Genomic DNA, 12,863 nt, shown 5'->3' with positions numbered 1-12,863 from the left:
AGCGAACCGCTGATGACGGTTTTGAGATTTTCAGGTGGGCGGGATCCCGGATCACGGAACACAGGCCCAGAAATTCGTAAAACAAAGCCCACGGCGAGCCGTGGGCTTTATTGGCAGTCAGTCAGGCCGCGCCTTACTGAGGGGAAACTTCGGTTTTAGGTTTGCCGAAGTGCCACTCGTAGACCACGAACTTGAAGTCTTTCAGGTCGCCCTTGGCGTCGAATGCCAGGTCGCCGGTCGGGGTCTTGAAGGTGCCGGCGTGGATGGCTTCGGCCACCTTGCCTGCGTCTTCGCTCTTGGCGTTGGTGATGGCGCCGGCGATGACTTCAACTGCGGAGTAGGAAGGGAATACGAAAGGACCGCTCGGGTCTTCTTTCTTGGCCTTGAACGCATCGGCCAGGGCCACGTTGGCCGGATCCTGGTCGAAGGATTTCGGCAGGGTTACCAGCAGGCCTTCGGAAGCGTCCTTGGCGATCTGCGAGATGGAGTCGTTACCCACGCCTTCCGGACCCATGAACTTGGCCTTCAGGCCCTTCTCCTGGGATTGGCGCAGGATCAGGCCCAGCTCCGGGTGGTAGCCGCCGTAGTAGACGAAGTCGACGTTGGCTTGCTTGAGCTTGGCGATCATCGAGGAGAAGTCCTTGTCGCCGGCGTTGATGCCTTCGAACACGGCCACCTTGGTGCCTTTCTTCTCCAGGGTCTGCTTCACGGCGGTGGCGATGCCTTCACCGTACTGCTGCTTGTCGTGGAGCACGGCGACGATTTTCGGCTTCACGTGGTCGGCGATGTAGTTGCCGGCGGCTGGGCCCTGGGCGCTGTCCAGGCCGATGGTGCGGAACACCATCTTGTAGCCACGGGCGGTGATGTCGGGGCTGGTGGCGGCGGGGGTGATCATCACCACGCCTTCGTCTTCGTAGATGTCGGAAGCCGGTTGGGTGGAGCTGGAGCAGAGGTGGCCGACCACGAACTTGACGCCATCGTTGACCACTTTGTTGGCTACGGCCACGGCTTGTTTCGGATCACAGGCGTCGTCGTATTCAACAGCTTCGAGTTTCTTGCCGTTGACGCCGCCCTTGGCGTTGATCTGTTCGATGGCCATTTTCGCGCCGCTGAACTGCATGTCGCCGTACTGGGCTACAGGGCCGGTCTTGGGGCCGGCGATACCGATCTTGATGGTGTCAGCTGCGAACGAATGGCTGGCAACACCGGCCAGGACCATAGCGGCAAACAGTTTGGAAATCTGCTTAGTAGCCTTATTCATAGTGCTCCACTCTTACTGTTGTAATTTTTATAGTTCCGGCGGCCTGGGTCGCAGAACCGAATCAGATATAACGCGATATCCGTCGGAAATGCCCCTGGCAACTGTACCGGTACAGTGTAGAGCGCCGGTTGTTCGCTTGAAAAGCTGGCGGCTGGGGGCAAAAACGCGGGGTGTCGCTTGGTTGAAAGAAAAAGACAGAATTGCGGCATGGCTTGCGCCCGGTTCGGCGTCATTCCCTGGCGCTTCTGAGCTTCTCGATCGGTGATGCATTTGCTTCTGGGTTTTTCTGCCAGGGCACCGAGGCTATGATTGCGCCGATTTCATTTCTGGACAGTCCCATGACTCAAGAACCTAGCACCCTCTATGCCAAGCTGCTTGGTGAGACCGCATCTATCAGTTGGAAGGAACTGGAACCGTTCTTTGCCAAGGGTGCCCTATTGTGGGTCGAGGCCGACCTGGATCTGATCGAGGCGGCCCAGGCCGTGGCTGAGAACCAGGCGGAAAAAGTCGCGGCCTGGCTGGCCGAGGGGAAGGTTGAAAAGCTGTCTGCGACGCGGGCATCCGATCTGCTGGAGCGTGATCCGACGCTGTGGGCGGTGGTGGTATCACCCTGGATCCTGATCCAGGAAAGGGCATCGCGCTGAAGGCGTGCGCCGATTTGGTGCGAGCTTTTGTCGGACAAAAGTGTGTAGCCGAGTAACCGTGAATCCGATGCTGGCATCTTGCCGTAGAGAAAGGCCCCACAAGGCTTTCAGCCAGGGTGACGTTCACGGAAGGGGCACAGTTTCAAGTTGAGCCGACGAGCTGTTTAATTGTTTCGCGATGTGAGCAAAACGCCTGTTCGCCGGCAAGCCGGCTCCTACAGAAACAGCGGGTAATTCCCTGTCTCGTAGGAGCCGGCTCGCCGGCGAAGCTCTTCTTAATAGGCCGTCTTGCCGGTGTGGCTGTTGAGGGAAATGACCCGGGTCTTGCCGATGCGGTGACGGTAGATTTCCCGCAGGTACTTGATGGCTTTCTTCACGCAATCGCGGGACAGGCGGATGTCGTTGATCGACACGAACTTGTCCTTGTCGTTGATCAGCTCGCGGTATTTCTTCTCGTACATCGGCTTGATCGCATACCAGTTGGTATCCAGGATTTTCGCCGGGTTCTCGAACTCGTTGAGCAGGTCGTCGATGCGCTCCTCTTCGAACTCGTCGCTGGTGATGAACTCCAGCACCGAGTTGTCCAGGGTGTCATCGAAGCGGTACGGGTTGCGCGCGAAGCAACGCTTGATAAAGGCCACGATCAGGGTCAGGAAGTCATCCGACAGGCACGGGCTCTTGGCGATCAGGGTGGTCAGCGAGAGGTTGGCCGAGGCACCGATCACCAGCGCATAGCGCTTGAGGGTGGTGTTGGGGAACAGGCTGTTGAGGTGAGTCTTGAGCCGGTTCAGGTCCATGTAGGACAGCTTGTAGTCCTTGGGCAGGGAGACGATCGACACCACCGACGAGCAGTTCTTGAAGAAGTGCAGGTCGTGCAGTGCCGCGGCGTCGTAGCCCGAGGCCTTGTACTGCTCCAGGGCCGCACGGTAGCGCTTGGACTCGATCGGCAGCAGGCTGATGCCCTCGATGGCCTGGGTCTGCTTGTTGAAGTGCGGCAGGTCGATGGAGCGGAAGAACAGGTCGTCGATATTCAGGCGTTGCGGCTCTTTGTCGAACACCTTGAACTTGTCGCCGGTGGGCACTGGCTGTTCCGGCACCACGGATTCGGCGTAGGCGATGGCCACCGGGCCGGCCAGGCTCATGAACAGGTCGTTGGCGTCCAGGCGGATGGTTTCGCCAATATCGATGCCGGCGCGACGGAAGTAGTTCTGGTCGTAGTCGGTGGTCACTGCCTGGGCGGTGAGGATGTTGAAGATCTGCTGGGAGATGTACTGGTTGGCGTGCTTCTCCATGGCGTTGACGTCGATGTTCTGGATATTGCCGTCATCGCTTTCTTCGGCGTAACGCATGATGTCGTTGGAGATCAGCATCATTGCGTTCCAGGGGCGGATCCGCCCCATGACACTGGCTTCGCTGCTGTCTTCATTGTCGAAGTTGTAGGAGAAGTCCCACTCTTCCGACAGGTATTTGCACAGCAGGCGGCCGGCGTTGATATGCAGGGCTTCGGACATTTCGCTGCGATGGTCGGAAATGTTCGGCAGCACGCAGATACCGCTGGTGAAGATCGGCTCGAAGACGAAGGAGTGCCCGCTCTTGCTGTCGTGCTCGTCCATCGGCTTGGTGTCGAAGGTCTTGTTCATGTACGAGTACTGCTGGGCCAGGCCGAACTCCGAGGCCATGCCCGAGCCGGTACCGCCGCCGGCGCTGAAGATCGAGAAGTACAGGCGCGACTGGTTGGCCTTGATGCCGCAGGAATCGATCAGGTACGAGTGGATCATTTTCCACTCGGGGCTGGAGAAGCGCTGGGTGTCCTTGTTGAGGATGATCTTGGCCAGGTACTGGCCGAGGATCGGCGCGTTACCGGCGCCGCCGGCGTGCACCTCGGACAGGTCCATGATCTTCATCTTGCTGTAGTCGCGGATAAAGCCGCTTTTCTCGCCCTTGCGCGAGAAACGGATACGCCCGGCGATGTCCTTGTCCAGGTCGCCGAGCATCACCAGCGGTTCCACCAGGAACACCGGCTTGCTGGCCTTGTGCTGACCCAGGCGCAGGTTCTGGCGAATCCATTGGCCGGGGCTGTAGCCACCGCCCTCGTAGGACTTGTCTTCGTTGTTGAATTCGTTGAGGTAGAACTTGCGCGCGTTGTACACCAGCTCGGCCACATCCAGGGCGATGTTGGAGCCGCAGCGGCCGAGGCCGATCAGGCACACCGAAGGGAATTCCTGGTCGCGGCGGTTCTCCGGCTCGTCCTCCAGGTGCGGGGGACGGGGGAACACGGTGTCGCGCAGGCCATCGAGGTTATCGAGGATGCGGTCGGTATTGGTTTCGGTGAAGTACAGGTATTGCTGGGTCGACAGGGGGCGTGAACTGGACAATGGCTTCGTTTCTGAGGGGCTTGGGATCGGGGAGGTCAGCGTCATCTCGGAGACTGCGTTGGCAGGGGTATTTTTAGAAGTCATTGTGCGCCATATGCCTGGTCAGGTTGGCTCGTGGACAGCTGTCTGCGAACCATCACGGAATGGGACCTCGCCGCTGTGTAAAGCGCGAATTATGCCCAGGGCGCCAGGGTTTTTACCTGAGCGTCGCTCGGGGGAATCCTTTCCTGAATCATGATGAATCGGCCAGTATTCGATGATCTTTAATCAAAAGGAGGCAAGATGATGGCAGCGTTACCTTCCCTGGGATTCGCCGGAATCGGCCTGATGGGCTTGCCCATGTGCCGGCGCCTGCTGGCGGCGGGCTATCAGCTGACGGTGTGGAACCGCAACCCGGAGAAATGCGCACCATTGGTGGCCGCCGGGGCGCGACAAGTAGCCGCACCGGCGCAGCTCTGCGAGCACGCGGATGTACTGCTGTTGTGCCTGGCCAATACCGAGGTGGTGCGCGAGGTGGTGTTCGGTGCCGGGGGCATCGCCGAAGGCGCGCGGGCCGGGCAATTGCTGCTGGATTTGTCGAGCCTGGAGCCGGCGGCCACCCGTGAGATGGCCGCCGAACTGGCGCGCAGCCGTGGCATGGCCTGGGTCGATGCGCCAGTGTCTGGTGGCACCGCGGGCGCCGAGGCTGGCAGCCTGGCGATCATGGCTGGCGGCGCGGCGGCGGATATCGAGCGGGTGCGCCCGGTATTGTTGGCCCTGGGGCAACGGGTTACCCATATGGGCGCGGTGGGGGCGGGGCAGGTGACCAAGGCCTGCAACCAGATGATCGTGGCCTGCAATGCCCTGGTGATTGCCGAGGTGGTGGCCCTGGCGGAGCGTTCTGGGGTCGATGCGCGGCTGCTGGCCGAGGCCCTGGCCGGCGGTTTTGCCGACTCGAAACCGTTGCAGATCCTCGCCCCGCAGATGGCCGAGAGCCGCTTCGAACCGGTGCAATGGCATGTACGCACCCTGCTCAAGGACCTGGACGGCGCGGTCAAGCTGTCCAGGGAGCAGGGTTCGGCGACGCCGATCAGCGGCTTAGCTGCGCAGTTGATGCGTCTGCATGGGGCTCAGGGCTATCTGGAAAAAGATCCAGCGACCCTGATTCGTCTCTATCGCGAGCCGCCGCACGAGCCGTGAAGCCGCCCGTGGCGTGGCAGCGGTCGAGTTCGTCCAGCACCCTGTGCAGCTCCCGCAGCGGCACCGGGCGACTGATCAGGTAGCCCTGCAGGTAGTCGCAACCGAAGCGCTCGAGGAACTGCTGCTGCTCCGGGGTCTCGACCCCCTCGGTGACCACCTGCAGGTGCAGGGTATGGGCCATGACGATGATCGCCTGGACGATTTCCATGTCCTGGGTCGACTTGGGGGTGTCCTGGATAAACGAGCGATCGATCTTCAATGTGTTGAGCGGCAGGCGCTTGAGGTAGGCCAGGGATGAATAGCCGGTGCCGAAGTCGTCGATCGACAGCGACACGCCCAGGCCGCGAATCCGCTGGAGCAGCGCCAGGGTGCTGGCGATATTGCCCATCAGGGCATTTTCCGTGACTTCCAGCTCCAGCCGCTGGGGCGCCACCTGGGCCTGGCGCAGGGCGTCCTCGATTTCCTCGGCCAGCTCTTCGCGGGTCAGGTTCAAGGCCGAGCAGTTGACCGCGATACGCAGCTCGCCACGGCCATTGCGCGACAGATGGGCCAGGTCCTCGCAGGCCTTGCGCAGCACCCAGTTATCCAGCTCGGCGATCATGCCATTGGCTTCGGCGATATTGATGAAGCGGTCCGGCGCCAGCAGCCCGTGCTGCGGATGCTGCCAGCGCACCAGGGCCTCGAGCTTGGTGACCCTGGCGCTCCTGAGGTCGTAGATCGGCTGGTAATAGAGTTGCAGCCCCTGGTCGTCGCGCAGGGCGTTGCGCAGTTCCTCTTCCAGTTGCAGTTCCAGGGTGGCGCGAGTCTTGAGGTTGGAGCTGAAGAAATGCAGGTTGTTGCGCCCGGCATCCTTGGATTGATAGAGCGCCAGGTCGGCGTTCTTCAGCAGCTCCTCGCAGGTTCTGCCGTCGTCGGGGAACAGGCTGATGCCGATGCTGGTGGTCATTACCATGCGCCGTCCGCCCAGTTCGATCGGTTCCTTCATCTTCTGCATGATGCGCTGGGCCAGGTGCCGGGCCTCTTCGCGGTCGTAGAGGTTGATCAGGATGCAGAATTCGTCGCCGCCCAGGCGCGCCACCACGTCTTCATGGCTGCGGGTGGAGCCTTTGATATGCCCGGCAATGACCTTGAGCAACTCGTCCCCGGCATCGTGGCCGAGGCTGTCGTTGATCCGCTTGAAGTGGTCGATATCGAGGAACATCACCGCCAGCATGCCGCCGAAGGTGGTCTTCTCCATGAGTTTTTCCGCGAACAGCTGGTTGAAGCCGCGGCGGTTGATCAGGTTGGTCAGGGCGTCGTAGTGGGCCACTTGCTGCAACGACACTCGGGCCTGGTCCAGTTGCGAAAGCAGGGCGTTGACCCGCCGCAGGTCGTGTTCCTTGTGTTGCAGTTTCTTGTCCGCCAGGGCCGCGCTGATGCCGCTGCCGATGATCAGCAGCATGATCACGCTGACGGTCAGGCCCAGTTGCAGGTTGCCGTTGGGCGCCGGTGCCAGCGGCAGGGAGTCGGCGGGCAGCACCAGGGTCACGGCCCAGATGCCGGTGAAGTGCATCAGCACTATGGCGCCGCCCAGCACCAGGCTGCTGGCGTACTTGAGCAACTGGTGGAACATCCCGCTGCCATCGCGCAGGTGCCGGGACAGCAGCAGCGCCGCCAGGCTGCAAGCGATGGCCAGCAGCAGCGACAGCCCCATCAGCCTGGGGTCGTGGTACAGGGTGGCGCTGGAGCGCATCGCCGTCATGCCCACGTAGTGCATGGCGCCAATGCCCAGGCCGATCCACAGCGAGGCCACGGCATAGCGCCACAGCGGCAGTTGGGCGCGGCTCAGGGTATTCATCGCCAGCCAGGCGGCGATCAGGGCGATCAGCAGTGAAAGCAGGGTCTGCGGCAGGTTGTAGTGAATCTCCAGCGGCGCCTCGAAGGCCAGCATGGCGATAAAGTGCATGGCCCAGATGCCGCCGGCCAGGCAACAGGCGCCGACCCAGCGCCACAACCGCTGGCTGGCCGGCCGTTCGACGTGGCTGACACGTTCGGCCATGTCCAGGGTGGCGAAGCTGGCGGCGCAGGCTACCAGGTAGGCCAGCAGCACCAGTACCGGGTTGTGGCTGCAGTGGACTATCACCTGCCCGCTGTGGGGCAACTCGGTAATGAAATGCAGACCCAGCCAATCCATAGCGTGCCTATCTCAGAGTCATCTGGGGTCGGCGGATTCATGCACCGACAAGTGCCTGGAGTATAGAAGGCACCTGTTGGCTGCAATCGGGGATGGCATTTTGGCTCTAATGATTTGCTTATGGGCTCTATCGCCAATCGCGCTAAGCGCTTTGCTCGTACCAGTCTTCGTTGCTGGCCGGCTCCAGTGGCGCCAGGCCGAAGGCGGCGCGGGCAGCATCGCAGTCGCTGTTGTGCTGGCCATCGGTCCAGGAGGCGTCGAACTCCCGGCAGGTGCTGGAGCGCTGCTCGTAGATGGAGCAACTCACGCCCTGGCCCACTTCGCCCTCCAGGGCCGTGCAGCGCGGTGATTTGCAATCGGTGCCGAGCATCGCCACCCGGCTGGGGCTGATGCTGGCCACCAGCTCGTCGGGCACTGTCCCCCCGGATGAGGCGCATTCACCCCAGAAAAAAGACACACGAAAGTGTGAACAGCAGGCACCGCAATTCAGACACGGACTGGCTTCGGACATGGGCGTATTCAAAGGGGAGGGGGTTGATAAGGGGGTCTGGCAAGGCGGCTATTCTAGGCTTCGCATCGGCCTTGGGAAGGGGGCGCGCCAGGTATTTTTTCAGCCCTTGCCAAGCCCTTGAAAAGGCTGGCAAAGGCCCGGATGCCGGGGCCTGTGGCGCCTTGCTCGGCGCACGTGGAAAAGCCCAACCTGGCTGCAATGGCCAGGCATCAGGCTTACGAATCATTACAGACAGCCTGCGCGGGGCGCACTAGATTGCAGGTTCCAGGCTCGCTCGCGTCTGGCCGAACAACAATAAAAAGAGATCGATCCATGGATAACTCGACTCAAGCGGCAAATGCCTGGCGCATTCTGTTCCTGTTGTTTCTGGCAAACCTGTTCAATTTCTTCGATCGCACCATCCCCGCCATCATCATCGAACCGATCCGCATGGAGTGGCACCTGAGCGACTTCCAGCTGGGGATCATCGGCACCGCCTTCACCCTCGTCTATGCCATCGCCGGCCTGCCGCTGGGGCGCCTGGCCGATACCGGCTCGCGCAGCAAGCTGATGGGCTGGGGCCTGGCGGTGTGGAGCGGGTTGACCGCAGTCAACGGCATGGTTGGCAGCTTCTGGGCCTTCCTCCTGGTGCGCATGGGCGTGGGCATTGGCGAAGCCAGCTACGCACCTGCGGCCAACTCGCTGATCGGCGACCTGTTCCCGGCCCACCGTCGGGCCCGGGCCATGGGCTTCTTCATGCTCGGCCTGCCCCTGGGGCTGGTGCTGGCGTTCTTCAGCATTGGCGCCATGGTCAAGGCCTTCGACAGCTGGCGCGCACCCTTCTTCATTGCCGCGGTGCCGGGGCTGGTGCTGGCGGTGTTCATGTTCTTTATCAAGGAGCCCCAGCGCGGGGCGGCGGAGGCGGTGAAGGTGGCGCAGGTGCCCATCGACCGGCCGCTGCGTCGAGTGTTGGCGATTCCGACCTTTCTCTGGCTGACCCTGGCCGGGCTCAGCTTCAACTTCGCCACCTACGCCTGCAACTCGTTCCTGGTGCCGATGCTGCAGCGTTACTTCCTGATGCCCTTGCAGGAGGCGGCGATGGCCGCCGGGCTGATTGTCGGGGTCACCGGCCTGGTGGGGCTGACCCTGGGCGGCTGGTTCGCCGACAAGATCCATCAGCGGATCGCCAACGGCCGCCTGCTGTTTGCCGCCAGCAGCTTGATGATCTCGACCTTGGCCACCGCCTGGGCGCTGCATGCCGGGCGTGTAGAGGTCGGGGTGTTTGTCGGTGTGTTCAGCCTTGGCTGGCTGTTTGCCTACAACTTCTACACCTGCGTCTACACCGCCTTGCAGGACGTGGTAGAACCGCGTTTGCGGGCCACCGCCATGGCCCTGTTCTTCGCCGGGCTGTACCTGTTGGGTGGCGGCCTGGGGCCGGTGGTGGTGGGCGCGTTGTCGGATCACTTCGCGCATTCGGCGATGTATGCCGCTGGCGCCGAAGTGATGACCGAGGAGTTCAAGGCCATCGGCCTGCATGACGCCATGTACCTGATTCCGGTGGCGCTGTTCCTGACCCTGCTGTTCCTGTTCCAGGCCTCCCGTTGCTTTGTGCGCGATGCCCAGCGCATGAAGGAGGGGCTGGCGCAGGCCGAGCCTGAGGGGGCGGCATTGGCGCTTTGATCGAAACGCCGCTCCTACAAATGGCGGATAAAAAAAGGCCCGCAACATGCGGGCCTTTTATCGGGCGCTTGTTACCGGGCGTCAGCCCGCTACCAGTACCCGGATCGCTTCCAGGCGCAGGGCGGCTTTTTCCAGCATGGCCAGGCCTTGTTCCTGTTGCTTGCGCAGGGCCACCAGCTCGCTGTCGCGCACGGTCGGGTTGACCGCCTGCAACGCGGTCAGGCGTGCCAGCTCTTCATCGGTGTCGGCGGCCAGGCGGCGTTGCGCTTCTGCCACACGCTCGGCGTGACGTGGCGCAACCTTGGCTTCACCGGCGTTGATCTTCGGCGCCAGCTGGTCGCGCTGGGCCTGGATGAACTTGTTGGCGCTGGCCTTGGGCACGCTTTCCAGCTGGTCGTTGAGGGTTTCGAACGCCACCCGTGCCGACAGGTCGTTGCCATTGGCGTCCAGCAGGCAGCGCAGGGCGGCCGGCGGCAGGTAGCGGCCCAGTTGCAGGGAGCGCGGGGCCACCACTTCACTGACGTACAGCAGCTCCAGCAACACGGTGCCGGGCTTCAACGCCTTGTTCTTGATCAGCGCCACGGCGGTGTTGCCCATGGAACCGGACAGCACCAGGTCCATGCCGCCTTGCACCATCGGGTGCTCCCAGGTGATGAACTGCATGTCCTCGCGGGACAGTGCCTGGTTGCGGTCGTAGGTGATGGTCACCCCTTCGTCGTCGCCCAGGGGGAAGCTGGCGTCGAGCATCTTCTCGCTGGGCTTGAGGATCAGGGCGTTTTCCGAATGGTCTTCGCTGTCGATGCCAAAGGCGTCGAACAGGGTTTCCATGTAGATCGGCAGGGCGAACTGGTCATCCTGTTCGAGAATCGCTTCCACCAGTGCCTCGCCTTCGCCGGCGCCGCCGGAGTTGAGCTCCAGCAGGCGGTCGCGGCCGGTATGCAGCTCGGCTTCCAGGCGTTCACGCTCGCCACGGGCTTCGTCGATCAGGGCTTGCCACTCGCCGTCGTCGGCGTTTTCCAGCAACGGCAGCAGGCGCGGGCCGAACTGGTGCTGCAAAGCGTTGCCGGTGGGGCAGGTGTTGAGGAAGGCGTTCAGCGCTTCGCTGTACCACTGGAACAGACGCTCTTGCGGGCTGGTTTCCAGGTACGGCACATGCAGCTGGATGGTGTGCTTCTGGCCGATCCGGTCGAGACGACCGATCCGCTGCTCCAGCAGGTCCGGGTGCGACGGCAGGTCGAACAGCACCAGGTGGTGGGCGAACTGGAAGTTGCGGCCTTCACTGCCGATTTCCGAGCAGATCAGCACCTGGGCGCCGAACTCTTCATCGGCGAAATAGGCCGCGGCGCGGTCACGCTCGAGGATGTTCATGCCTTCGTGGAACACCGTGGCCGGAATCCCGGAACGCACGCGCAGGGCGTCTTCCAGGTCCATGGCGGTTTCCGCGTGGGCGCAGATCACCAGGACCTTGGTGCGCTTGAGCATTTTCAGCTGGTCGATCAGCCACTCGACCCGCGGGTCGAATTTCCACCAGCGCTGTTCTTCATCGCCGGCCTCGGGCTGGGCCTGGAAGCTGACTTCCGGGTACAGCTCGGCGTGTTCGCCCAGGGGCAGCTCCAGGTATTCATCGGGGCAGGGCAGCGGGTAGGCGTGCAGCTGGCGCTCGGGGAAACCCTGGACCGCGGCGCGGGTATTGCGGAACAGCACGCGGCCAGTGCCGTGGCGGTCCAGCAGCTCGCGCACCAGGCGCGCGCTGGCCTCGCTGTCGCCGTCGTTGACTGCGGCCAGCAGGGTTTCGCCTTCAGCACCGAGGAAACCCTGGATGGTCTGCTGCGCCTTGGGCGACAGGCGACCCTGGTCCAGCAGCTCCTGCACGGCTTCGGCCACCGGGCGGTAGTTGTCGCTCTCGGCGCGGAACGCCGCGAGGTCGTGGAAACGGTTCGGGTCGAGCAGGCGCAGACGGGCGAAGTGGCTGTCCTGGCCCAGTTGCTCGGGAGTGGCGGTCAACAGCAGCACGCCGGGGATGGTCTCGGCCAGCTGTTCCACCAGGGCGTATTCCGGGCTGACCTGGTCTTCGTGCCACACCAGGTGGTGGGCTTCGTCCACTACCATCAGGTCCCAGCCGGCGGCGAACAGCGCGTCTTGGGCCTTTTCGTCGTCCACCAGCCACTCCAGGGCCACCAGGGCCAGCTGGGTGTCTTCGAAGGGGTTGCTGGCATCGCTTTCGATAAAGCGTTCTTCATCGAACAGCGCCACTTGCAGGTTGAAGCGCCGACGCATTTCCACCAGCCATTGGTGCTGGAGGTTTTCCGGAACCAGGATCAGCACCCGGCTGGCACGGCCCGAGAGCAGCTGGCGATGGATCACCAGGCCGGCCTCGATGGTCTTGCCCAGGCCCACTTCGTCCGCCAGCAAGACCCGCGGCGCGATGCGATCAGCGACTTCACGGGCAATGTGCAACTGGTGAGCGATAGGCTGGGCGCGCACGCCGCCCAGGCCCCAGAGCGAGGACTGCAACTGACGGCTGGTGTGCTCCAGGGTGTGGTAGCGCAGCGAGAACCAGGCCAGCGGGTCGATCTGCCCGGCGAACAGACGGTCGCTGGCCAGGCGGAACTGGATGAAGTTCGAGAGCTGGGTTTCCGGCAGGGTCACGGCTTCGTTCTGCCCGTTGAGCCCGTGGTAGACCAGCAGGCCGTCGACGTCATCGACTTCCTGGACGGTCATCTTCCAGCCTTCGAAGTGGGTGATGCTATCGCCCGGCGAGAACCTCACGCGGGTCAGGGGCGCATTCCGTAGCGCGTACTGGCGGGTGTCGCCAGTGGCCGGATAGAGCACGGTCAGCAAGCGGCCGTCCTGTGCCAGAACGGTGCCTAGGCCTAGCTCGGCTTCGCTGTCACTGATCCAGCGTTGCCCCGGTTGATACTGCTGCGCCATGCTGCCTGACTCCCGCCTTGAAAAAGCCGGCTATCTTAACGGAACGAAGCTTGCAGTCCAAAGAACTCTGATAAAAACCCCTGGATAAAAAGGTAGCGCACCCACGACGTTCGTCGGGGCGCAGGGCACC

General features: G+C 62.6%; 8 protein-coding genes. 3 read left to right on the top strand and 5 right to left on the bottom strand.

The window, feature by feature from the left end:
- Positions 1 to 133 precede the first annotated feature (133 nt).
- Positions 134 to 1,261: a branched-chain amino acid ABC transporter substrate-binding protein gene (locus J4P02_RS22135; RefSeq protein WP_426194235.1), complete on the bottom strand. Its 1,128-nt coding sequence runs from the start codon at positions 1,259 to 1,261 to the stop codon at positions 134 to 136.
- Positions 1,262 to 1,599: 338 nt separating this feature from the next.
- Here J4P02_RS22135 and J4P02_RS22130 point away from each other — a divergent pair, with 338 nt between their 5' ends.
- A complete protein-coding gene (locus tag J4P02_RS22130; protein WP_041116319.1) occupies positions 1,600 to 1,905 on the top strand; it encodes a DUF2288 domain-containing protein in 306 nt (101 codons plus the stop codon).
- Positions 1,906 to 2,180: 275 nt separating this feature from the next.
- Here J4P02_RS22130 and J4P02_RS22125 read toward each other — a convergent pair whose 3' ends face one another.
- Entirely contained in the window at positions 2,181 to 4,364 is a 2,184-nt protein-coding gene (locus tag J4P02_RS22125) for a hypothetical protein (protein WP_426194233.1), read from the bottom strand.
- A gap of 198 nt (positions 4,365 to 4,562) precedes the next feature.
- Here J4P02_RS22125 and J4P02_RS22120 point away from each other — a divergent pair, with 198 nt between their 5' ends.
- Entirely contained in the window at positions 4,563 to 5,459 is an 897-nt protein-coding gene (locus J4P02_RS22120; RefSeq protein ID WP_426194231.1) for an NAD(P)-dependent oxidoreductase, read from the top strand.
- Here J4P02_RS22120 and J4P02_RS22115 read toward each other — a convergent pair.
- Together J4P02_RS22115 and J4P02_RS22110 are read right to left on the bottom strand one after the other, a co-directional pair.
- Entirely contained in the window at positions 5,350 to 7,632 is a 2,283-nt protein-coding gene (locus tag J4P02_RS22115; protein WP_426194229.1) for a putative bifunctional diguanylate cyclase/phosphodiesterase, read from the bottom strand. The two genes, J4P02_RS22120 and J4P02_RS22115, sit on opposite strands and share 110 nt — an antisense overlap.
- 142 nt (positions 7,633 to 7,774) lie before the next feature.
- Entirely contained in the window at positions 7,775 to 8,143 is a 369-nt protein-coding gene (locus J4P02_RS22110) for a YkgJ family cysteine cluster protein (protein ID WP_426194227.1), read from the bottom strand.
- Positions 8,144 to 8,455: 312 nt separating this feature from the next.
- Between J4P02_RS22110 and J4P02_RS22105 the strand changes: the two genes are divergently transcribed.
- Complete coding sequence (locus tag J4P02_RS22105) at positions 8,456 to 9,802, top strand: spinster family MFS transporter (protein WP_426194225.1); 1,347 nt, start codon at positions 8,456 to 8,458, stop codon at positions 9,800 to 9,802.
- An 81-nt stretch (positions 9,803 to 9,883) separates the two neighbouring features.
- Here J4P02_RS22105 and rapA read toward each other — a convergent pair whose 3' ends face one another.
- Complete coding sequence (gene rapA, locus J4P02_RS22100) at positions 9,884 to 12,733, bottom strand: RNA polymerase-associated protein RapA (protein WP_426194222.1); 2,850 nt, start codon at positions 12,731 to 12,733, stop codon at positions 9,884 to 9,886.
- Positions 12,734 to 12,863 lie beyond the last annotated feature (130 nt).

The organism is Pseudomonas sp. NFXW11 (assembly GCF_049887815.1).
In the GTDB taxonomy this organism is placed as follows: Bacteria; Pseudomonadota; Gammaproteobacteria; order Pseudomonadales; family Pseudomonadaceae; genus Aquipseudomonas.
Note: the sequence above shows the minus strand (reverse complement) of the source record. Positions and strands in the feature narration are given on the sequence as shown.